Consider the following 22,412-nt stretch of genomic DNA (forward strand, 5'->3'; position numbering starts at 1 on the left):
CGCGCCGCCCTGAAATTGCCCGCATGCAGTTTCTCAGTGAGAGGCGTAGCCGCAGCCGGATCCTGGAATGGCCAGTCCTTTGAAACCACGCAAGAGAAGAGGTCCGATTGCCGCAAGACTGCTGGCAGCGGATGCGTGGTTCGATTCCTCACTCTACGAGATCGGCTTCAAGGCGCGCCGGTTCTGGGAAGCGGCCACCATTTTTTTCCGGCGCTTCCGCGTCTCCGGCTGGCGCCGCGGCATCATCGAACTGTTGAGCGAGGGCTTCACGCTCGGCGCCGGCGGCATCGTCGTCATGCTGGCGCTTGCCTTGCCGGCCTTCCAGGAAACCGCTGGCGACTGGCGTGCCCAGGGCGATTTCGCCGTCACTTTCCTCGACCGCTATGGCAACGAGATCGGCCAGCGCGGCATCATCCAGCGTGATTCGGTGCCGGTCGACGAGATGCCCGACCAGGTCATCAAGGCGGTTCTGGCCACCGAGGATCGGCGGTTCTTCGATCACTACGGCATCGATGCGCTCGGCCTTTCGCGCGCGATCTTCGCGAATGTGCGGGCGAATTCCGTGGTTCAGGGCGGATCGAGCATCACCCAGCAACTGGCCAAGAACCTGTTCCTTACCAATGAACGGACTTTGGAGCGCAAGGTCAAGGAAGCCTTCCTGTCGCTGTGGCTCGAGGCCAATCTGTCGAAGAAGGAGATCCTGCAGCTCTATCTCGACCGCGTCTATATGGGCGGTGGCACCTTCGGCATCGAAGCGGCCGCCGATTTCTATTTCGGCAAAAGCGTCAAGGATCTGAACCTCGCCGAAGCGGCTATGCTGGCCGGCCTGTTCAAGGCGCCGACCAAATACGCGCCGCACATCAACCTGCCTGCTGCCAGGGCGCGGGCCAACGTGGTGCTGTCCAATCTCGTCGAGGCCGGCTTCATGAGCGAGGGTCAGGTGCTGCAGGCGCGGCTGCATCCGGCCGAAATCGTCGACCGCGGCGAGCAGAAGAGCCCGGACTACTACCTCGACTGGGCATTCGAAGAGGTCAAGAGGATCGCGGCGAAGTCCGGCCAGCATTCGCTGGTCGCTCACACCACTTTCGATGCCAACATCCAGAAGGCGGCGGAAGAATCAATGGAGTTCCATCTCCGCCAGTTCGGCAAGGAATACAACGTCACCGAAGGCGCCATGGTCGTCATCGAAACCAATGGCGCAGTCAGGGCGATCGTCGGCGGCCGCGACTACGGTGCCAGCCAGTTCAACCGCGCCACCAAGGCGCTGCGCCAGAGCGGCTCATCGTTCAAACCCTATGTCTACGCGACGGCGATGGAGCACGGCTTCACGCCGGACTCTGTCGTTTCCGGCGGGCCGATCTCCTGGGGCGGCTGGTCGCCTCACAATTACAATGGCGGATCGGCCGGCAATGTCACGCTGATCACGGCGATGGCCAAGTCGATCAACACCGTACCGGTGCGGCTGGCCAAGAATTCTCTCGGTATCAAGCCGATCAAGGCGATGGCGGAAGCCATGGGCGTCGAATCGCCGCTCGAATCGCATAAGACGATGGTGCTCGGCACATCGGGCATGACCGTAATGGACCAGGCGACAGGCTACAGCGTGTTCGCCCAGAACGGCTTTGTCGGCTCCCGGCATGGCGTCACCCAGCTGGTTACCCGTACCGGCGAGGTGGTTTACGATTTCGCCAAGGATGCGCCGCCGCCGCACCGTGTGCTCTCGGAACAGGCGCTGAAGTATATGAACTCCATGCTGGCGGCGGTGCCGGTGATGGGCACGGCGCGGCGCGCTGCACTTCCCAACATCGTTTCGGCCGGCAAGACCGGCACCACGCAGTCTTATCGCGACGCCTGGTATGTCGGCTTCACCGGCAACTACACGGCTGCCGTATGGCTCGGCAATGACGACTTCACCCCGACCAACAACATGACCGGCGGCTCGCTGCCGGCGATGGTTTGGCAGCGGCTGATGGTCTATGCGCACCAGAATATCGACCTCAGGCCGATCCCCGGTCTCGATCATCCCTTCGTAGACGAAGAAATCGCCGCCAAGGCCGAGGAAGCGGAAAAGAAGAATGCCGAGCAGGCAGCGGCCGACGCTGCCGCCGAGCGCCCGCCGGTGCTGTCCAGCCAAACAACGCGGGCGCTCAGGGACATCACAAGACTGTTCCAGTCAGCGCCCGTCCTACAGGCGCCTGCGACGCCGGAGACCCTGTCTGCGCTTTGACGCCGGCACGACGGGATAGGCCATCCTCGCGCCGACAATTCCACAGAGGTCCGCTTGCCATCGCACCCTGCCCCGCGATATCCCCGAGCGGCACTCCTCTTTCCCGCGGCTCTTCATGCTCAAGAACGCATTCCTGACGCTCTTCGCGCTTGCCATAGCCATCGGCGCCGGCGGCGGCAGCGTCTGGTACGCTCTCAAGACGCAGGATGGCATCGGCGCGATCAGGATCGGCCCATGGACGGCGTTCCCCGATATCGGCACGCAGGCGGCGGATCCTTATTCGAAAGCCCGCGTCGCGCGCGAGGGTGTCCTTGCACTCGGGCAGGCAGAAGGCCTGTCCTTTATCGCCGAACGCGATTCCGATGGCGAACAATTGAAACGCCAATGCGCCTATGAAATCGAAGGCGGATTTCCCGCGGCCCGGTTCTGGACCCTCTATGCCGCCGATCAATCGCTCGGGGTGGTCGAGACCGGCAAGCCAAGGCTTGCGGCACTTCAATCATACCAGGTGCTGCGCCAGCCCGACAATTCGGTAGTGATTTCCGTCAGCAACCGCCCCGCACCCGGCAACTGGCTGCTTTCCGACGGCTTCGGCCGGATGTTTTTCGTGCTGACATTCTACGACACGCCGATCGCCAGCAGCACGGGTCTTTCGGATATCACGCTGCCGCAGATCCTTAAGGTCGGCTGCAATGCGTAGGCTGCTGCACGCGATCCTGCTCGGTCTGCTGGGCGCCGGCATCGTGCACATCGTCGTGCTGCTGCTCGTCCCGGAATTTTCCGAACGTGATGCGTGGTCGCGGCTGGCCATGGCCTCGGACCTCTATAAGATGACCAGGCTGGACGCAGAGGTCGGCGGTACGCCGGTGGTAAAATCCGTCGATCCGCTGTTTTATGCGGCTGCTTGCCGGTTCGATCTGTCCGAAGGGATGGTTCGAGTGAAGGCACCGGGGAACGTCCCGTTCTGGTCCGTATCGGTCTATGACCGCAGCGGCCATAACATCTACTCCTTCAACGACCACAGTGCGACCGGAAGGTTGCTGGACAGTATCGTACTGACGCCGGCGCAGATGATCGAGATCCGCAAGGAACTCCCGGAGGAATTGCAAGGAGCAATCTTCGTCGAGGCGGCCGTCGACCAAGGCATGTTCGTCATCCGCTCGTTCGTGCCCGACGACAGCTGGAAGCCGGTCGTGTCGCGGTTTCTCGAGCAGAGTTCCTGCGAGTTGCAGGACTACTGACGTCAACCGAAATATGCCGCCGGTTTCCGGCCCAACAGGGTGCGCGGCGCTAATGATGCGGAACAGGCATCGTCCCCGGCGATCCCGGCATCGTCCTTGACGAGCCCGGCTTATCCGGACCGGCGCCTGGCCGCGTCTCGCCCGTCAGCTGCCGTAGCTCGTAGCGGACGCCGGGGAAAATGATCACCGCCGCCGGCGTTCCGGTGTTTCGTTCTGCTCGATTGGTTGCCGCCGTTCGCGGCACGAAAGACAGTACCATGCCCATGGTTAGTGCATTCCTCTCGGTTGCCCCGGAGCACAACGCAACGCCTCCAATCTGATTAAGGACGGCAGTAGGTTAACGGAACGCTAACGGATCGCCGCTAATTTGATCTTTGTTCTGAGGTCAGGAAGTCCTGACCCGAGGCAGATGCGAAACCGACACAGTCCCGGTCGAGCATGGTCCAGATCGTGTCGAGTGTCAGGCGTATCGTTCGTGTCAGCTTCGGATTTCAGGCAAATCGCTATACGGGCTGAATCGGGAAAGGCCGAAAGGCTGTTCCGCGCCGCGGTGTCGGCGTTCTGTTCGCTCACCCGCCCTTCGCGCCGGGAGATCGCGCAACTTGAGGATCTGACGCTTCCGCTTTTCGCCAATGTATCGGTCGAATCGCGCCGCTACGTCGCCGCCGCCCTTTCCGAATGCGAATATGCACCTACTGTGCTGGTCCGGCGGCTTTGCGAGGAGCCGGTGGACATCGCCGCGCCGTTGCTCATCCGCTCGCGCGCGCTGAGCGATATCGACTTGATCGCCCTGATCGGACGGCACGGCCTGCCGCATGCGCGCGCCATCGCGCGTCGCAAGGATCTGAACCCGACCATCGCCAACCTGATCAGGGCGCTTGAAAAGCCGACGCTGGTGAGCGTGCGGCAGCAGGAGGCGGTCGCCAAGACGGCGCCTAAAAGCGCCGAAGTCGTCGCGCCCAGCCCCGACAGCCAGCATGTGCCCGGCGCCGCCGCCGAGAATGCACGGCGCCGGCTGCGGTCGATGATGCGTGCCGATGATGAGAGCGGCGGCGCGACCGTCAATCCGTTCGCCAGCGCTGAAACCTATGTCAAACTGCGCGAGACGGCGCTGACCGGCAACGTCGCATTCTTCCAGACAGCACTGGCCGACGCGCTCGAGATCGATTTTTCAACGGCGCGGTCGCTCACCGCAAACCAGAACTACACGTCGCTTCTAGCCGCCCTACGCGCGCTTGATCTCGGCGAAGAGAGGGCGTTCCTGATTACCGTCGCCGTCTATCCCACAGAGTTTCCGCATCCGCAGGCTATTCGCATCTTCCTCGACCGCTACCGACTGCTGCATCGCGACGCAGCGCTGGACAGGCTACGCGGCTGGAAGGCCGAGACACTGTCGAAGGCCATTCGCAATGCCGGGCCCGTTGCGGCAAACGCCGACATCCGCAAAGCGGACAGCGACAATGCTGCCGCCAGCCCTAAGGCGCGTCGGGTCTGAAAGAGATTCAAGCGAACGCTTCAAGCCTTTGTTTTCATGCATATCGTTAGAGCGACTTGACGGAAATAAGTTCCTCGACGGGAACAGCGCCGGCCTCGATCTCGACGACCCAGATGTCGGGATCGAATCTCTTCTCCCTTTCCAGTCGTGCGTCAAAAACGGTGGCATCGTCACCGGCGCCGAGCAGACTGAAGAAACGGTCGTCGGGTTTGGCCGAATCGTAGCTCGTCTGCGGCGCCGGTCCAAACAAGGCAACCTCGCCCATGCGGCCACGCGCCAGCAAGAAGACCGCGCCGGCCTCGGTCGCGCCGCGCTTGACCACGGCGGCGAAGCCGCCAGCGCCGAAAACCCGGCGCAATAGGGCCGACACCCACAGATCGGTGGTTACGCGCATGGCAGCATTCTGGACGACATCGGACGGTACTTAGAGCGCTTTGCGTTTGGGTGAAACCAAAACCGCGCTCCAGGTTTTTGTTTCAACTCAATTTGTTGGACGCCAAACGAAGAGGTTTGGCTGCAAAATGCTCCAGAGCATAGGTCTGAAAACCGAAATCGGTTTTTGCCCACCCGGTTGGCGAGCGCCGGCCTCGACCATCAGTTGGTCAGGCCGATCTCGCGCATCTTGACGTAGACGACCTCGTCGGGCTCGCCGGTCTCCGGCAGCCCGAACAGCGACTGGAACTCCTTGATCGCTGCCTTGGTGCGGGCCCCGACCACGCCGTCGAGTTGCATATCGTCATTGCCGAATGCCTTCAGCCCAGCCTGGATCTTGATGATACGGGCGTCGGGTGCCTGCGCCGGCGCATCTGCCGGCGCCGAAGCAGAGACGGGAATCGCGGCCAGGTCGTCCGGACGAGGTGCCGGATGCGGCACGACCGTCGAGGCGGTTGGCGTGGTGCCCAGTTGATCGAGCAGAACGCTGTCGATCTCACCGGAAGCGTTGAGCCCGACCTTCTGCTGATAGGCTTGTATGGCCTTACGCGTGTTGGGGCCAGAAATGCCGTCGACCGTGCCGGAATAGAAATCTAGGTCCTTCAATATGCCCTGGATCTGCTCGACGACCGGATCACTCTTGATCGGGGCCGAGCCCGGCCGCACGATGTTGATGGTGGTTTCGGGTTCGTCGGCGCCTGCTCGAGGAAAGCTCTCTATGCTCCTGGTCGCAAAAAACGCGTCGGCATGAGGAAAAGGCTGATACCACAGGGCGTTCGCCGAGACGTAGAACAGCGTCACCAGGAAGGCGGTCGAACCGCCGACCAGAACCGGATTGCGCGAGATCAGGCTGCCGACCGCGACCGCGCCCCCCTGGAAGGCAATGCCGCGGCGCTTGACCGTCTTAGGCTGTTTTGCGGAGCGAGCCATGCCTGTCCCCTTTCGTCTCCGCCTTCGCCGCAGGCATTGGCAGCACGCCGGGCTTGTCCGTCGAACGTCCCTTCGGTCCGTTCACCGGCAAGCTGATCGTGACCGTGGTGCCCTCGCCCGGCATGCTTTCGATCGACATCGTGCCCTCGTGCAGCGCCACCAGGCCCTTCACCAGTGACAGGCCGAGCCCGGTTCCCTCGAAGCGGCGCGTATAGTCGTTCTGGATCTGCATGAACGGCTTGCCAAGATTGGCAAAGTCTTCCTCGGCGATGCCGATGCCGGTGTCCCTGACCCAGAAATGCAGTCGCGAGCCGATCCGCTTGGCGCCGACGACGACATCGCCGCCATCGGGCGTGAACTTGATGGCATTGGAGACTAGGTTGATGAGTATCTGCTGCACGGCACGACGATCGGCGTTTATCTCGCCGGCATCCGGTGCGATCTGAGCCTGCAGATCGATATTCTTTGCCTCGGCCTGCAAGCGCATCATCGACTGGCACATTTCGACCGCTTCCACGAAACGGAACGGTTCCGGCTCGGTTGCATAGGCGCCGGCTTCGATCCTCGACACGTCGAGTATCGAGGTGACGACGGCAAGCAAATGCTGGCCGGACTCCTTGACCAGGCCGACATATTCCTTCTGGCGCGGATCCTTGAAGGTGCCGAACATCTCATGCAGCAGCATGTCGGAAAAACCGATGATGGCGTTCAACGGCGTGCGAAGCTCGTGGCTGACGACCGCCAGAAACCGTCCCTTCGCCACTTCGGCAGACGCGGCCGCCTCTTTCGCAGCGGCAAGCTCTTCGCGCAAGCCGGCGAGTTCGTCGTTCTCGCGCAGGACGAGCGCGAAGACATCCTCCTGCTCCGCCCGCATCAGTTCAAGGGAAAACGGCCGGTAATTGTCCGCCGTTGGGCCGTTGCCGTTTTGCGGAAGTCGGACGCGAAGATCGAGCCGACGCGCCGACGCGCCATCGCGCATATCGGCCAGCGCGCTGAGGTACGCGACGCGATCGGACAGATGGATACGGTCGAACAGGCCGCTACCGAACAGCAGTTCCGGCTGCAGCTTCAGGATCGTGCGCGCCTTTGCCGACGCATCCAGAACCTCGCCATGCCTGCCTGCCCGCAGGACAACGGCGTCGATGATGTTTTCGAGCCGATCGTCGGTCGCCGGATCAAGCTGCACGCCGGCCGGATTGCCAAGTCTCGCGACGCGCGGAACGAGGGTGAGCGCCCAACCCAGCGGCAGCAGCCAATGCCAAGCGGTGATTTCCGCCGGGCCGAACGGGAAAACAGAACCGGCAAAAGCCTGCAGCAGGATAGCGACAAATGCAGCTATGGCGCCCCAGAGTGCAGCGCGACGAGACGCGCCCATCCACCAGGCTTCGAACGGCAGCGCCACGACAAGCATGGCGACCGGCGAGGCCAGACCGCCCGCCGCGGCAATGACACCGGCAAGAGCAAGACTGCCCATCACCAGGGCGACCTGGCCGGCGAACGCCATCTTGCCCGATGCCGCCACCAGCAAGGCGGCAAACCAGCAGAGGCCGAAAGTCGCAAAGATCGCAGCCATGGTCACGGCCGCGCCCATGCCCGAGGTGACCAGCGTGATCGCTGCGCCTGCCGCAAAGAACGGAGCGGCCAGCATGACACCGATAAACCGGCGCTGGCACCGGCGGTCGTTCTGTCCGAGGATGGACGGATGAACCATACGTTCGCAACAGGCTGCCATCGCGCCGGGCAACTCAACGTATCTGGCCCTTATCGAACTCAAATCAACGCACTCGCACCTGGTCGTGAACAGCCCTGCTTCGCAGATTGCTTTTGTTGATCTGAAACTCGCATCCAGCGTTTAAGGAATGGATAAGGCAGGACCGATCAATGCCCGGCCTGAGACAAATATTGGGAGGCCGGCGCGGCAAAACCTTGGCAATTGCAGCCATAGTAAATGGAGCGTTATCCGGGCGAACCGCCCTTTCGCCTCTGACAATCGCCATCGGCACGCCGCGCTTCGGGGAAATAACTACGGAAAACAACTAGATGGGTGGTTAACCTCAAGTGAAGAAAATCGGCCGGATTTGAGACAAATCCATTGCAAAATGCTTCGTTTAGAATTTGCCTAAAATTTGAGGAAAATTTTCGCTGACCGGGCAAGCCGTCCTTTGCGCGTCTATGCCACTATCGTACCCATAAAGAGGTCATGCCGCACGAATGCATGATCCGGTCACAGATGAGGGCATACAGATGGGCTTTCTGATCAGAATGGCTTTCTGGTTTTCGCTGGTGCTTCTGGCGCTGCCGCTGAATGTCGGCTCGAACGAGACAGGCTACCAAAGCGTCGGGCCGATCCAGGCCTTGTTTGCGGCACGCGAAGCGGTCGGCGACATCGCCGGCATATGCGAGCGCAAGCCCGACGTCTGCGAGACCGGCAAATCCGCAATGCACACGATCACCGCCCGGGCCAAGGAGACCGCCAAGATCGCAGCCGCCATGTTGGACGACAAGACCGCCGAACCCGACACGGCGACAACGACCGGCAGCGTGCCCGAAGACATCGTGTTGCCGGCGAAAGTCGACTTGCCGGCGAAAAACTGAGATATTTTTCAGCGCATCTGTCACCCACCGAGGCCGTCCGCGCTCTCGGCGCCTATGGTGTTTTCCTCTTTTTCCGTGACGCGAGGTCGCCGGATGACTATATCCGGAGTGATGACTACGACGATCCAAACGATCCGCGACGACTTCTCCCTGCTTGACGAGTGGGAAGACCGCTATCGCTATGTGATCGAACTGGGCGAGGCCCTGCCCCCGTTTCCCGATGAGGAACGGAACCCTGCCAACAAGGTGCCCGGCTGCGTCAGCCAGGTTTGGCTGACCACCGAATATGGACCGGGCCCCGACCCAGTCGTTACCTTCGCCGGCGATTCGGACGCCCATATCGTGCGCGGCCTCGTCGCTATCATGCTGGCGCTGTTTTCCAGACGACCCGCCAGCGAGATCCAGAAAACCGACGCTGAAGCCACGCTGAAGGCACTCGGCCTCGACGAGCACCTGTCGCCGCAACGCGCCAATGGTCTTCGTTCCATGGTCAAGCGCATCAAGCGCGACGCCGAGGCGGCGTTGATTAGGCCGCGCGATTGCCCCGCATGACGGAGAGCCCGCACATGGCGCAACGCATATCGGCTGCTCCAGCAATGCTCCGAAACCAAAACGGCGCCCGGAGGCGCCGTTGATCGTTCAACCCACGTTGGGAAGAGCCGGTGTCAGCGCCCCTTGCGCTTGCGGCCGAGACCCATCTTCTTGGCGAGCTGTGAGCGGGCGGCAGCATAGTTGGGGGCAACCATCGGGTAGCTTGCGTCCAGGCCCCATTTTTCACGATACTCGTCCGGCGTCAGACCGTAATGGGTCATCAAGTGACGCTTCAGCGACTTGAACTTCTTGCCGTCTTCAAGACAGACGATGTAGTCGTCATGGACGGAGCGTTTCGGGTTTACTGCCGGCTTCTGCTTGTCGGCAGGAGGCTGTTCACTGGCCCCGCCCACGCGCCCGAGGGCGGCATGGACATCGGCGATGAGGCTCGGCAGCTCGCCGACCGGCACCGGATTGTTGCTGACATAGGCGGCTACGACGTCGGCCGTCAATTCGATCAGCGCATCACTATTTCTGGAAGGTGTTTCGATAATATCCATGGCTTCCTGGCCCCAACGTGAGTTGTTTCTACCTGCGCCCTATTTTTGATAGGTCGGGCATCGCGCGAAATTTTTGCAGGAAAGAGCCTCTGCGATTCGCGTCGCAGCATCCTAATGAGCCACTAAACCAAGTAAGTCAATTCGCTTCTTGCGCTGTATTCATCGATGGCAATAAAATATTCGACGATCAGCTTCAACCTTTCGTGCACTCTGTAACTTTGCGATATTTTCTGGGCAGACCAGCAGCGGCGGACGCCCGGTCGAGCTGCCGTTACATCCATGAGAGCCAGTAAAAAAATCTCAATGCTTGGCTATGCTTGGTTGTGGCGCAGGCTAGCTGGTTGTTTTCAGAGTCCACAAAACCATAGGTTGCGATTTGCTGTTTGCAAGCAAGCCGGAATCAGCACCGCGGACCGGCAGCGATCCATCAATGTGGGGTGATGTATTTTCCGTAGACCCAGCCGGTTACGAAATTGCCGTTCTGTGCCGGATCATGCCAGACTTCGCACCAGCGATAGCGGATCTTCTGTTCCTGCTTCCAGCGCATGACCCCGAAAATCGGAATCGATTTTCGGAAAGGATCATGCGCAGATTCAAAGGTTCTACAGCGTCCTTTGCGCGTCCAGAGGACGCGCGGCGCTGTAGTGCGGCTGCTTGGCGATGTCGAGCAGGTTTATGCCGCCGGTGCATTTCCCGGTCATCTGCAAAACGGCACCGTTGGGATAAGCAGCCTGCTTCTGGGATGCCCCCGCCGGATACTTGCGCACGTTGAGCGTGTCGCCAAACGGGACGTTGGTCACTTGCCAAGCTGCGAACACGGTTGCATGAGATTGGCCGGTAAGGACCAAAACTGTCGAAGCGACGGCGAAAGCCGCGGCAGCGTGAAAACGGAATTTCATTTTTCTCTCTCCGCCGGCTCATCTTCTGGAGCCGGCGAAAACTTACTCCGGCTCTTGAACCTGCGCTGATCGGCGTGTTCATTCGCCATTCAAGTAACTTCCACAGCGAGACGCAATGACCCGAACCCCAGCATTTCCGACTGCCAGTTCGCCGCAACCAGAGAAGCGACCGGTCTTCGACCTACATCATGGAGTAACCCGGACGGACGACTATGCCTGGCTGAGAGCCGACAATTGGCAAGAGATGTTCAGGGATCCGTCCCTGCTCGACAGCCAGATCCGCGCTCATCTCGAGGCCGAGAACACCTATCAGGCGGCGTTGATGGCCGACACCGCCCAGTTGCGGAAGCAACTTTTCAAGGAGATGAAGGGCCGCATCAAGGAAGACGATTCTTCCGTGCCGATGAAGGATGGGCCGTATGCCTATGGGTCATCTTTCAAGCTTGGCGGCGAGCAGCCGCGTTATTTCCGCACGCCGCGCGATGGCGGCGACCAGCAGATCCTGCTCGACGGCGACCTCGAGGCCGAAGGCAAGGCCTATTTTCGCCTCGGTGGCGTCGACCATTCGGCCGATCACGGCAAGCTCCTGTGGGCGTTCGACGACAAGGGCTCCGAATTCTTCACGCTTCGTGTGCGCGATCTTACCAGCGGCAAGGAACTGCCGGACAGGATTCCGGACACAGGTGGCGGCGGCGTGTGGGATCCCGGCAACGACGGATTCTTCTACACCCGCCTCGATCCCAACCACCGTCCCTCCAAGGTGCTGTTCCATGCCCTTGGCGACAGTCCTGAGAACGACCGGCTGATCTACGAAGAAACCGATCCAGGCTTCTTCATGAATGTCGGCGGCACACGCTCCAACGAGTGGATCATGGTCGGCATCAACGACCACGAGACCTCGGAATATCGCATCATGAGCGCCAGCGAGCCGTTCGCCGAACCGAAGCTGGTTTCGCCGCGTGAGACCGGCCTGCAATACGACCTCGAAGAAGGCGGCGATATCTTCTTCATTCTCACCAACGCCGACGGCGCCAAGGATTTCAAGATCATGACGGCGCCGGCGAGCGACCCGGTGCGCGCCAACTGGCAGGAAATGGTGCCGCACGAAGCGGGCCGGCTGATCCTTTCGGTGATCGGCTTCAAGGACCATATGGTCAGGCTTGAACGCAAGGAAGGCCTGCCGCGCATCGTCGTGCGTGACCGCAAGAGCGGCGAGGAACACCTTATCTCCTTCGACGAGGAAGCCTTCTCGCTCGGCCTGTCGGGATCCTATGAATACGACACCGAGATCATGCGCTTTTCCTACTCGTCCATGACAACTCCGGCGCAGGTCTTCGACTATAATATGCGGACCCGCGAGCGCGTGCTGCTGAAGACCCAGGAAGTTCCGTCCGGTCACGACCCGGACCATTACGTGACACGCCGGCTGATGGCGCCCGCCGCCGACGGCGAACTGGTGCCGATCTCGCTCATCCACCATCGCGACACGCCGCTCGACGGCTCAGCGCCTTGCCTGCTTTACGGCTACGGCTCCTACGGCATCACGGTCCCGGCCGCCTTCAACACCAATTTGTTTTCGCTGGTCGACCGCGGTTTCGTCTACGCGATTGCCCATATCCGCGGCGGCAAAGACAAGGGCTATGGCTGGTACGACGACGGCAAGCGGGCGCACAAGATGAACACGTTCACCGATTTCATCGCGGTCGCACACCACCTCGTCGCCGAGCGCTACACGGCCCATGACCGCATTGTCGCACAGGGCGGCTCGGCCGGTGGCATGCTGATGGGCGCGATCGCCAACATGGCGCCGGAATGCTTCGGCGGCATCGTCGCCGAGGTTCCGTTCGTCGACGTACTCACCACCATGCTCGACGCGACCTTGCCGCTGACGCCACCGGAATGGCCTGAATGGGGCAACCCCATCGCTGCGGAGGAAGACTACCGGACGATCGCCGCCTACTCGCCCTACGACAATATCGCCGCGCTTGACTATCCACCAATCCTGGCGCTTGCCGGCCTCACCGACCCGCGTGTCACCTACTGGGAGCCGGCCAAATGGGTGGCGCGGCTGCGAGACCGCAAGACCGGCGACAATCCGGTGCTGTTCAAGATCAACATGGACTCCGGTCATGCCGGCGCATCCGGCCGGTTTTCCAGGCTCGAGGAAATCGCCTTCACCTATGCGTTTGCGCTGAAGGTGGCGGGCAAGGCCGACCTTGCCACCACCACAGCGCCGCCCATCCTTTTGGACGCGCAAAGGGCGCTGTAGGAGCTTGATCTTGCGCACGATCCCCAGCGGGAAATCGATTCCGATTTCGGGTCATGGCGTGGCTGATTTTCCGCTCGCAATTGCGATGGCCGCGCGCTACCCAATGCGCGGCTTTTCGCAGCCGCGCCACCAAAATCGTCCAGTCACGCCAAGGGTCCGCCATGTTGCTCGTCGACGTCTATCTCGACAAATCGCCCATTCAGGGCATCGGTGTCTTTGCCAAGAACCACATCCCACGCGGCACACTGGTTTGGAAGCTCGATCCCAATTACGACCGGCGCATCCCGGTCGAGACCTATGAGCGCGAAACCGGACCGATCAAAGCCTATCTCGATCGCTATTCCTATCCCGACCGGCGCGACCCGAACTACATCGTCTTCGAAGCCGACGACGCGCGCTACATGAACCATGCCGATGACCCGAATTGCGACGTCTCCTCGCCCGAGGAGACGTATGCGTCGCGCGACATCGCGCCCGGCGAGGAAATGACCTGCAACTACAATCATTTCTTCGAAGCCGGCTTCGATTTCCTCGGCGACCGCTGACGCGCCGCCATCCCGTCCGGTTTTCGCGTCAGCTCGAAGGTTGCTTGCGCGCCGGATAGCCGCTGGGATGCGGCGGTATGGCCTTCAGATAGGCTGATATCGCCGCCCGGTCCTCGGGCGTCAGCTCGGCCATGTTTCTCTGCACGTCGACCATGGCGCCGCCCACAGAATCGAAATCCGGCATGAAGCCGGTTTCGAGAAAGTAGGCGATGTCGGCCTCCGACCAGTCGCCGATGCCGCCTTCGCCCGAGGTGATGTTCGGCACGATACCGCTGCCTTCGGCAGCAGTGGCTCCGGCCAGCCATTCGCTCTTCCTGGTGCCGCCAGCAAAATCACGCGGCGTGTGGCATTCGCCGCAATGGCCCGGCCCTTCGACCAGGTAGCGGCCGGCCATCACCGGATCCGGCGTGCCATCGGGGAAGGAAACCACCGGCTGGTCACTGAAATAGAGACGTTTCCACAGCCCGATGCCGCGACGGATGTTGAACGGGAATCCCAGCGAACTGGGCGGCGCCTTGCCGGCGACCGCCGGAAGCGTTTTCAGGAAGGCATGGAGATCGGCAATGTCGGCCGGCTTCATGCGCGCGTAGGATGCATAGGGAAACGCCGGATAGAAGTGCTCGCCGCTCGGCGACACGCCCTTCAGCATGGCATTGGCGAGGTCTTCGACCGACCAGGCGCCGATACCGTCCTTGGCATCCTGCGAGATGTTCGGTGGCACGAAGGTGCCGAACGGTGTCTTGAGTTCGAGACCGCCAGCCAGTTGAAGGCGGGCATCGCCTCGCGAGCCTGGTTTCGCATGACAGGACGTGCAGCCTCCGGCATAAAAAATCCGCTTGCCCCTGGCGGCATCGCCGGGGCCGAGCTGCGCCAGGGTCTCAGTGTCGAGCCTGACCGGCGCCGACAACAGCCACCCGGCAACCGCGCCGACGCCGCCTAGAACGAGGGCGGCGCCGACAATCTTTTTCAGCAGGCGCATCGCCCGCTATCAGTCCTTTTTTATCCGATAGGTCTCATGGCAGGTGCCGCAATCGCCGCCGATGGTGTTGAACTGCGCCTTCAAGGCATCGACGTCCGCGGGGGCGGCGGCGACCGCAGCCTTGACGTCGGCGAGATACTTGTCGTGAGTTGCCTTGAAACCGGCCATGTCTTGCCAGATCTTGGGAGCAGCCGTGGTGTCGCCGGTGTCGCTGCCGGCCGGGAAAAGCGCGTCGATATCGAGTTTTTCGGCATTAGCCTGAAGCGCCTGCAACGACGTCATCACGGCTGCGGCATCGAAAGGGTTTTCGCCCTTGACCACTTTCGACAATCCGCCGGCGATCTTGCCACGTTCCTTCATCAGGGCCTGCCGGTCCAGGATCGGATCGGCAACTGCCACTGACCCGGCGAAGGCGAGCATCGAGATGGCGAGGATAAGCTTTCTCATTCAACTGGCTCCATGATGAAGACGTTTCGGGGTGAAGGCATTTCCGCAACGCATCGATAACGGCAAAGGTGGCTTAAAAATTCCGGAAATTCGCCTCACGCCTGTGTGAATTTCTGTGACGGTCGTTCTTGCGCTGGAAATGGCGGCCGATGTTGATCCAAAAAAGCCCCGGTTTTGCCGGGGCTTTTCTGCAACTCGATCAGACCTTACGCCTTTTCATAGAGCTCAAGGACATGGTCCCAGTTGATGAGACTGTCGACGAAGGCTTCGAGATATTTCGGCCGGGCGTTGCGATAGTCGATGTAATAGGAGTGCTCCCAGACATCGACGCCCAGGATCGGCGTCGCGCCATGGACGAGCGGGTTCTCGCCGTTCGGCGTCTTCGAGATCGCAAGCTTGCCGTCCTTGACCGACACCCAGGCCCAGCCTGAACCGAACTGGGTGGTTCCGGCGGCGATGAAGTCGGCCTTGAACTTATCGTAGCCGCCAAGGTCGCTGTCGAACGCCTTTTGCAGCGCGCCCGGCAATTTGGTGCCGCCGCCACCCTTCTTCATCCACTTCCAGAAATGTATGTGGTTGTAGTGCTGGGCGGCATTGTTGAAGAGCCCGGCATTCTTGCCGAAGGACTGTTTCACAACCTCTTCGACCGACAAATCGCCGAGCCCGGCTTCGGCAGCCAGCTTGTTGCCGTTGTCGACATAGGCCTTGTGGTGCTTGTCGTGGTGATACTCCAGCGTCTCCTTCGACATGTAAGGCTGCAAGGCCTCGTAGTCATAGGGCAAGGCGGGCAGTTCAAAAGCCATCGGTCGTACTCCTCGTGGAAAAATCCGGTGTCGATACCGGACTAACATAGGTCTGGATTGATGTGGAGCAACTGCGGAATGAAGCGCCGGTTCGCTTTTTAGCCAGTCAGCCGGTCGAAGTCGAATGTGCCCAATCCCAGTAGAGTTCGCGCGCCTTCTTGGCTACAGGCCCGGGCTGGAGATTGCGGTCCTCGATGCGGGTGACCGGCACGACTTTCGAATGGTTTCCGGTCGAGAATATCTCGTCCGCTTCGAGGAAGTCGCGCACCGACAGCGTCTTCTCGGTGGTCTTGAACCCATACTCGCCAAGCAGCGTCATCGTCCGCGAGCGGGTGATGCCGGACAGGAACGTGCCGTTCGGCGCCGGCGTCAGGACATGACCGTCCTTGACCAGGAAAATGTTCGAGGTTCCGGTCTCGGCGACATTGCCCAGCATGTCGAGCACCAGCGCGTTGTCGAAGCCGCGCATCTTGGCTTCGAGGATGGCACGACCGTTGTTGGGATAAAGGCAGCCGGCCTTGGCGTTGGTCGGCATGGTTTCGATGGTCGGGCGCCGGAACGGCGAGACAGTGACCGAAAAGCCCGCCGGCGAGATCATCGGCGATTCGTAGAGGCAAAGGCAGAAACGGGTCGAGGCCGGATCTGCCGGTACGCCCATATAGCCGCCATGCTCGGCCCAGTACATCGGCCTTATGTACACCGCCGTCTTGCCGTCGAACTTCTTCAGCCCGTTCCAGGTCAGCCCGACGATCTTTTCGGCACTCAAGGATGGTTTGAGACCAAGCGCGATCGCCGAAGCGTTCACCCTCGCGGCGTGGCGGTCGAGATCTGGGGCGACGCCCTCGAACCAGCGGGCGCCGTCGAACACGCTGGTGCCGAGCCACATGGCGTGGCTGCGCGGCCCCAGGATGGCGACGTTGCCTTCATACCAGTCGCCATCCACGAAGGTCCATGTCGCGGATTGCGCCGCTGTCGCCAGTGTCATCGCTTGTTTCCGTTCCAGAGCTGTCCCGTCTCGCCATTGGAAGATGCTTTGGCGGCTGCCGTCAACGGGCATGGCTGAGATTTATTGAGGCCAGCGGTCTGTGATTGCAATCTGTGCTTGCGCCTCGCCTTGCCACGCCGCAAAACTGTCACCATGCGTTATGCGGCTTACGTTTTCGACGCCTACGGCACGCTGTTCGATGTCCATGCCGCCGTGCGCCGTCATGCCGACCAGATCGGGCCGGAGGGCCAGCTCCTGTCGGAGATCTGGCGCGCCAAGCAGCTAGAATACTCCTGGGTCAGGACGCTGATGGGCGCCTACGCCGATTTCTGGCAACTCACTGAGCAGGCGCTCGATTTCGCCCTGCGCAAGGTTCCCTCCGCGGACAAGGGGCTCAGGGCCAAGCTGCTCGACGCCTATTGGCGGCTCGACTGCTATCCGGAGGTGCCGGCCGTGCTCAAGGCGCTCAAAGCGTCTGGCGCCAAGCTGGCGATCCTCTCCAACGGCTCGCCTGAAATGCTGGAGGCGGCGGTCAAATCGGCCGCGCTCGACCAGTTTCTGGACGACATCTATTCCGTCGATGTCGTCAAGCGCTTCAAGGCCGACCCGTCGGTCTACGACATGGTCACGACAGGCTGGCGCCTCTATCCGGATGCGGTGTCGTTTCAGTCGTCCAACCGCTGGGACGTCGCCGGCGCCACCAAATTCGGTTTCCGGACAGTCTGGATCAACCGCTCCAACCAGCCCGAGGAATATCGGGATTTTCCGCCGGCCCTGATCCTGCCCTCGCTCGAAGGCTTGCTGGCCGGAGGCTGACACATGACCCCAAAAATCGGAATCGATGTTGCAAAGGATCATGCGCAAATTAAAGGTGCTACAGCGTCCTTTACGCATCCAAATGGACGCGCAGCGCTGTAGGCCTGTTGCCTCGGCGCAACAGGGGCGGAACCGTCACAGCTTTGCCTTTGTTTGTCCACCCTCAGGCCAGAATCGGAACCGCCTATCGCGCCGGGCATTGGTAGGGCTGGCGCCGTACTGATCGGCGTATTGATGTTTGTTTCGATTTGAGACCTAAAAAAGGCAACCATGTTCACAACCGAAATCGAACCCTATCGCCTGAGCCGTCGCGGCTTTCTCAACGCCGCTGCACTCGGCGCCGCCTCGATTGCGGTTTCCGCCTGCACCACGGTGGGAGGGCAGCCGGTCGAGCCTCCGCCGCCAGCCAATGTCGAGCCGCCGCTCCTGGACTATGCAACAATGTACGCTCCGGTCAGCGACGGTGGGTTCGAACTCCCGGGCATACCGTTCGAGAAAATCGACGAGCGATTTCTGCGTCAGATCGTTCCCGATCCGACCGGCCAACGGCCCGGCACCATTGTCGTTGATACGGCTGGCCACCACCTCTATCTCGTGCGTCCGGGCGGACAAGCCATTCGTTACGGCGTCGGGCTGGGTCGCGCCGGTTTCGAATGGTCTGGCGATGCCGTCGTCCAGTGGAAGCAGAAGTGGCCGAAATGGACCCCGCCGGCCGAAATGATCGCCCGCCAGTCCGAGCTCGCAAAATACAGCGCCGAGAATGGCGGCATGCCCGGCGGGCTGACGAATCCGCTCGGCGCGCGGGCGCTGTATCTCTTCGAGGGCAACGAGGACACGCTTTACCGCCTGCACGGCTCGCCGGAGTGGTACTCCATAGGCAAATCGGTGTCATCTGGCTGCGTTCGCTTGATAAATCAGGACATTATCGACCTTTATGACCGTGTGCCCAACAAGACGCCAGTGATCGTTACCGCCGGTGTCGGTCAGGAGCTGGTTGCCACGGCAGACCGCAAAGCCATTCCGATCGATGCGGGCGTCCCAGAAGGATCCATCCTGCTCGGCCCGGCAAGAACAATCTCGGACTCGATCTTCTGAGCTGTCGAACATAGGCGGAGGCGGACCACCGCCCCTCCGGCATAACTTGCATTGGAAAAACGCGCGTCTGTGCAGTGCTAGAAATCGATCTGTGTCGGCGCTCCGTTCGAAACCGTGATGCGGTTGCCCTGTTGCCAGCGTTGGATGATCGGCGTGATCGCGTGGATTGCGGGATCGTACTTGATCGTCTTGTTGCTGCGCCAGGCCTCGTGCTGAGTATCGCAGCCCTGCGCCGCCACCGTCAGGTAGACGTTGATCTTGCGGTTGCCGGTGCCCTGTTCCAACATCTCGAGCGAGGCACGGTCAGGGTTACCGAAATGGCCGTTGGCCGAGATGATGTAGTGCTTGGCCTCGATGATCTCGAAGAAGCTCGTCTCAAGGTCGCGGTCCGAACCGTGATGAGGCACCTTCAGCACATCGACCTTCAGCTTGCCGTTCTTGATCAGGCCGGCCTTGTCGCAGGCCTTGATGATCACATCGCCTCTCGCATCGCCTGTCAGCAGCACGGTGGTGCCGTCGTACTCGAGCAGGGCGACGATGCTGGCGAGGTTTGGAATTGAATCGTCGAGGTACTGCGCAAGCGCTGCCGGGCCGGCGCCCGCGGGGCCGAGCTTCTCGTGCCACTCGTTACGGAATTCCTCGATCTGCTCGTCGAGTGGTCCGAGTATGCGCAGGGTCGCGTCGCCGACAGACATCGGCGCGCGATCGCCGGTGAGGAGGGACTGGTCAGGCGGGTTCCGCGTCACTTGCAGGAATGAGGCAAGCGATCCTAGCTTCAGCGCTTCGTTGTAGCTCTGGAGCACGGCCGCAGCCACCGGATCGGGCTCCGTTGCCAGTGCGAACGGTCCGGGTCCGCCGAAACTGGCGAGCGAGGCTGGACCGCCCACGTCCCGTGCCGCGGTCCCTTCACCCTCTCCCAAGATGGCGTCAAAGCCATTGTGCAGCAGCCATATTGGCTTGTAGGGCCTGGGTACGTTCTGTTCATCCGCGTCGCGCATGGCGTCGAGAAGCTGGATGATGCCGTTGATATGGTCCTGGTCGATGTGGCTGACCATGACGACATCGAGCTTCAGCGGAACCTCGTCCGGGAAGGCCTGCTGCTCCTTGCGAAGCCTGATCTTGAGCGAGGCGTTGAACACGCCGGGCGGACCGCCATCGACCAGGATGCGGGTGGGGCGATCGCCGCCATTGCCAAACGTCAGGAACAGGCAGTCACCGTACTTGGCTGGCAGTGCCTCGATGCGAAATACCACTATAGGTTCTCCTACCGGGTTTGCAGTGCACGCAGGGCATCGACCAGCCCGGCGCCTTGGAAGTGCCGCTCGCGTTTCAGATCGGTGGCGGTGTCGACAATCACCGCCTTTACGTCGCGCGGCTTCCCAATCAACTCCGCGTTGCGGGCCATCAGCAAGGCCGCCACCCCCGAGACGTGCGGCGCCGACATGCTTGTGCCGTCCAGTCGGCCATAGCCCAGGTCGGGGAGTGGCCCGTCGATGCGCTCACCGGGAGCCACCACGTCGGGCTTGGACCTGCCGTCGCCTGTAGGGCCGCGCGATGAGAAAAAGCTGACCCCATATTCGTGCGGACGATCGCGATGCGTTGAGCCCACGGTGATCACCGACTCGGCGTTGCCGGGGTCGGCGATGGAGGCGTCGGCATAGCCGTCGTAGACGGCACCGCCATCGAGCACGAACTTCTGGGTGCCCCAGTTGCCTGCGGCAGCCACGACGACGACGCCGCTGTCCACCGTGGCTTCGCACGCCAGGCATACCGGTGTCCGGCCGCAGGCATAGTCGGCCTTGTCGTGCACCAGCCCGATCGACAGGTTCACGCCGTGGATCGTCATGTAGCGGTTGCGGGTGTTCAGCCAGCGCACGAACTCCAGCGCGCCGATCACGGCGAACTCGGTATCCTCGATCGTCTCCGCGATCACCCTCAGGTCGTACAGCATGAGGTCCGGGCAGACGCCCTGGAAGAAGACGTCGTCGCCGTCGCGCCAATCGGCCGCGAGGACTCCCGCCACGTGCGTGCCGTGACCGATGGGTCGGTCGCCCTGGCGCGGGGTCGGCAGACGGTCGGGCCTCGTCTGCAGCAACTGGGACAGGACCTCCCAGTCATACGGACGCCCGTTGTCCGCGGCCTCCCACAGCCGCTGGACCGCCGAGCGCGCCTCCGCCTCCCGCAGGCCGAGCTTCGTCATCATCATCCCGGCGAGGTAGTCGCGCTGCTGCGGCAGCGCCATTGCGTCATAGGCGACGAGCAAGCGGAGTTCAGCGAAGTCATAGGCCTTCTTCACGCGAATGGAGAGATCGCCGGCGGCATGATCGATGAATGCGGGGTGCGCGCCGTCGATGCCGGAATCGATCACCGCCCAGGTCACGCCCCGGCAACTGATATCGAACACACGGCGAGCCGCATCGGCCTTGATGGTGTTTACCGACGAGGCCATCATCGGGTGAACATGCCGATTGCGGGACACGCGGTAAATCAGAGGCTCGGCTCGACGCGGCAGATCGTCGAGCAACTTGTCCAGGTCCAGGGCGGCCCGCGATCGTGTACCGCTGGCTGTCGTCGGTTCCGGTGCCAGAATGAGTAAGATCAGCAAGGCGGTCCGCAGGTCGGGGGCCAGCCTCCCAAGGATCCTGTTCTTGAGGTCCTCCAACCGAGCAAACGTTACCCTCCGGGCGGGGGAGATGCGAGACCTAGGCCCCGGCACTACGTCCAGCTCTGATTGGGCTAGGGGTGGTAGACCCAAGATATCCTTTAGCGTGCGCACCGCCTGGTGGATATCGAGCCCCGTGCTGGGCACAACCGTGATCAGGAAATCGATGAAGGTCAGCCGGACCGCGACGATGCCCTCGAGCGGTGCGATCCGTCGCGCCGGACGCCACCGCCCATCGTCCTCGCGCGGATAGGCCTCGGTCGAACGGTCTGCCAGCGCCGCAAGAAGATGCTTCGCGATCGTTGATGCCTCGATACTGTCCATCGGCGTCAGCAGCAGGTCGACCGGCGCATTGGGGTTAGCCGCATAAGCCCTCCAAACATCGAGTTGTATAGAGGTCTCATTTAGACTGCGCCGGCCTGCTCGCCCGGACAAGAGGATGTCGTCGACAATTGAAAGGGGAAGAGTCGCCATTGTGCCCCCGCAGACCTTCCGTGCAAGCGCTAGTCGAGCACAAATTTAGTCACATCTCAATTGCCCATTGTGATTTCGCCCGGGCAGATCAACTGAGCCGTGTATGTGTCGTACAGGTGAGTAAAGACTGTGTTCCTGGGGAGTGCGCCTTCTGCATCCTCACGAGCGCCGAACATCTTTTGCACGAGTTCCTTGATGTTGGCGCAAGGCCGGCTTTCCAATATCTGGGCCGCGATACATTGACGATGGCGCGATCGGCGACCACAAAATGGCGGGTGTGGGTGGGGTGATGTGGATCACCTGTGCGAAATTGCAGATCCCATTGATGCGAAGCGGGCCGAAGGCAGAGGCACAGCAGGGATGACCGGTCATGGCCGCAAAGCTGCCGTCCGCAGCCCCAAATCAGACTGGTGGCATCTGCTACACA

Annotated in this window: 21 protein-coding genes; 10 read left to right on the top strand and 11 right to left on the bottom strand. The window is 61.5% G+C overall.

What is annotated here, in order from left to right; genetic code table 11:
• Positions 1 to 67 precede the first annotated feature (67 nt).
• From IHQ72_RS26715 to IHQ72_RS26730, 4 genes are all read left to right on the top strand, one after another.
• A complete protein-coding gene (locus tag IHQ72_RS26715; protein WP_258118317.1) occupies positions 68 to 2,227 on the top strand; it encodes a transglycosylase domain-containing protein in 2,160 nt (719 codons plus the stop codon).
• A 115-nt stretch (positions 2,228 to 2,342) separates the two neighbouring features.
• Complete coding sequence (locus IHQ72_RS26720; RefSeq protein WP_258118318.1) at positions 2,343 to 2,927, top strand: DUF1214 domain-containing protein; 585 nt, start codon at positions 2,343 to 2,345, stop codon at positions 2,925 to 2,927.
• Positions 2,920 to 3,468: a DUF1254 domain-containing protein gene (locus IHQ72_RS26725; protein WP_258118319.1), complete on the top strand. Its 549-nt coding sequence runs from the start codon at positions 2,920 to 2,922 to the stop codon at positions 3,466 to 3,468. Before IHQ72_RS26720 ends, IHQ72_RS26725 begins: the two co-directional genes overlap by 8 nt.
• Positions 3,469 to 3,943: 475 nt before the next feature.
• Complete coding sequence (locus IHQ72_RS26730) at positions 3,944 to 4,963, top strand: hypothetical protein (RefSeq protein WP_258118320.1); 1,020 nt, start codon at positions 3,944 to 3,946, stop codon at positions 4,961 to 4,963.
• A 46-nt stretch (positions 4,964 to 5,009) separates the two neighbouring features.
• Here IHQ72_RS26730 and IHQ72_RS26735 read toward each other — a convergent pair whose 3' ends face one another.
• The 3 genes from IHQ72_RS26735 to IHQ72_RS26745 form a co-directional block, all read right to left on the bottom strand.
• Positions 5,010 to 5,357: a DUF1491 family protein gene (locus IHQ72_RS26735; RefSeq protein ID WP_258118321.1), complete on the bottom strand. Its 348-nt coding sequence runs from the start codon at positions 5,355 to 5,357 to the stop codon at positions 5,010 to 5,012.
• Positions 5,358 to 5,557: 200 nt separating this feature from the next.
• Positions 5,558 to 6,325, bottom strand: coding sequence for a peptidoglycan-binding domain-containing protein (locus IHQ72_RS26740; protein ID WP_258118322.1), 768 nt, complete (start codon positions 6,323 to 6,325; stop codon positions 5,558 to 5,560).
• Positions 6,300 to 8,036 (bottom strand): ATP-binding protein, encoded by a 1,737-nt coding sequence (locus tag IHQ72_RS26745; protein WP_258118323.1) that lies wholly within the window; start codon positions 8,034 to 8,036, stop codon positions 6,300 to 6,302. Before IHQ72_RS26745 ends, IHQ72_RS26740 begins: the two co-directional genes overlap by 26 nt.
• 533 nt (positions 8,037 to 8,569) lie before the next feature.
• Here IHQ72_RS26745 and IHQ72_RS26750 point away from each other — a divergent pair.
• The gene (locus IHQ72_RS26750) at positions 8,570 to 8,920 is read left to right on the top strand and encodes a DUF5330 domain-containing protein (protein WP_258118324.1); all 351 of its coding nucleotides are present in this window, start codon (positions 8,570 to 8,572) and stop codon (positions 8,918 to 8,920) included.
• 111 nt (positions 8,921 to 9,031) lie between these two features.
• Entirely contained in the window at positions 9,032 to 9,472 is a 441-nt protein-coding gene (locus IHQ72_RS26755) for a SufE family protein (protein ID WP_258123939.1), read from the top strand.
• A 113-nt stretch (positions 9,473 to 9,585) separates the two neighbouring features.
• Here IHQ72_RS26755 and IHQ72_RS26760 read toward each other — a convergent pair whose 3' ends face one another.
• Positions 9,586 to 10,011 carry a Ros/MucR family transcriptional regulator gene (locus IHQ72_RS26760; RefSeq protein ID WP_023800837.1) on the bottom strand — a complete coding sequence of 142 codons (426 nt, stop codon included), beginning with the start codon at positions 10,009 to 10,011 and terminating at the stop codon, positions 9,586 to 9,588.
• Between the two features lie 602 nt (positions 10,012 to 10,613).
• The gene (locus tag IHQ72_RS26770; RefSeq protein ID WP_258118330.1) at positions 10,614 to 10,910 is read right to left on the bottom strand and encodes a hypothetical protein; all 297 of its coding nucleotides are present in this window, start codon (positions 10,908 to 10,910) and stop codon (positions 10,614 to 10,616) included.
• Between the two features lie 115 nt (positions 10,911 to 11,025).
• On the opposite strand from IHQ72_RS26770, the gene IHQ72_RS26775 reads away from it, so the two are divergent.
• Both IHQ72_RS26775 and IHQ72_RS26780 read left to right on the top strand, forming a co-directional pair.
• Entirely contained in the window at positions 11,026 to 13,179 is a 2,154-nt protein-coding gene (locus IHQ72_RS26775) for a S9 family peptidase (protein ID WP_258118331.1), read from the top strand.
• Positions 13,180 to 13,340: 161 nt separating this feature from the next.
• Entirely contained in the window at positions 13,341 to 13,724 is a 384-nt protein-coding gene (locus IHQ72_RS26780) for an SET domain-containing protein (RefSeq protein WP_095496809.1), read from the top strand.
• Between the two features lie 28 nt (positions 13,725 to 13,752).
• Here the strand turns inward: IHQ72_RS26780 and IHQ72_RS26785 are convergent, their stop codons facing one another.
• From IHQ72_RS26785 to IHQ72_RS26800, 4 genes are all read right to left on the bottom strand, one after another.
• Positions 13,753 to 14,703: a cytochrome c gene (locus IHQ72_RS26785; protein WP_258118333.1), complete on the bottom strand. Its 951-nt coding sequence runs from the start codon at positions 14,701 to 14,703 to the stop codon at positions 13,753 to 13,755.
• Positions 14,704 to 14,712: 9 nt separating this feature from the next.
• Positions 14,713 to 15,150, bottom strand: coding sequence for a c-type cytochrome (locus tag IHQ72_RS26790; RefSeq protein ID WP_258118334.1), 438 nt, complete (start codon positions 15,148 to 15,150; stop codon positions 14,713 to 14,715).
• A 206-nt stretch (positions 15,151 to 15,356) separates the two neighbouring features.
• A complete protein-coding gene (locus tag IHQ72_RS26795) occupies positions 15,357 to 15,953 on the bottom strand; it encodes a superoxide dismutase (RefSeq protein ID WP_258118336.1) in 597 nt (198 codons plus the stop codon).
• Positions 15,954 to 16,059: 106 nt separating this feature from the next.
• A complete protein-coding gene (locus tag IHQ72_RS26800) occupies positions 16,060 to 16,938 on the bottom strand; it encodes a branched-chain amino acid aminotransferase (protein ID WP_258118338.1) in 879 nt (292 codons plus the stop codon).
• A gap of 153 nt (positions 16,939 to 17,091) precedes the next feature.
• On the opposite strand from IHQ72_RS26800, the gene IHQ72_RS26805 reads away from it, so the two are divergent.
• Both IHQ72_RS26805 and IHQ72_RS26810 read left to right on the top strand, forming a co-directional pair.
• Positions 17,092 to 17,754: a haloacid dehalogenase type II gene (locus IHQ72_RS26805; RefSeq protein WP_258118340.1), complete on the top strand. Its 663-nt coding sequence runs from the start codon at positions 17,092 to 17,094 to the stop codon at positions 17,752 to 17,754.
• A 270-nt stretch (positions 17,755 to 18,024) separates the two neighbouring features.
• Positions 18,025 to 18,849: a L,D-transpeptidase gene (locus IHQ72_RS26810; protein WP_258118342.1), complete on the top strand. Its 825-nt coding sequence runs from the start codon at positions 18,025 to 18,027 to the stop codon at positions 18,847 to 18,849.
• Positions 18,850 to 18,926: 77 nt separating this feature from the next.
• On the opposite strand, the gene IHQ72_RS26815 is transcribed toward IHQ72_RS26810, so the two are convergent.
• Both IHQ72_RS26815 and IHQ72_RS26820 read right to left on the bottom strand, forming a co-directional pair.
• On the bottom strand, positions 18,927 to 20,102 hold the full coding sequence (locus tag IHQ72_RS26815) for a ComEC/Rec2 family competence protein (RefSeq protein WP_258118344.1): 1,176 nt from the start codon (positions 20,100 to 20,102) through the stop codon (positions 18,927 to 18,929).
• An 11-nt stretch (positions 20,103 to 20,113) separates the two neighbouring features.
• Positions 20,114 to 21,985, bottom strand: a complete 1,872-nt coding sequence (locus tag IHQ72_RS26820) for a S8 family peptidase (protein WP_258118346.1) — start codon at positions 21,983 to 21,985, stop codon at positions 20,114 to 20,116.
• Positions 21,986 to 22,412: the final 427 nt, after the last annotated feature.

Origin of the sequence: Mesorhizobium onobrychidis, from assembly GCF_024707545.1 — a bacterium.
Classification (GTDB): Bacteria; Pseudomonadota; Alphaproteobacteria; order Rhizobiales; family Rhizobiaceae; genus Mesorhizobium; species Mesorhizobium onobrychidis.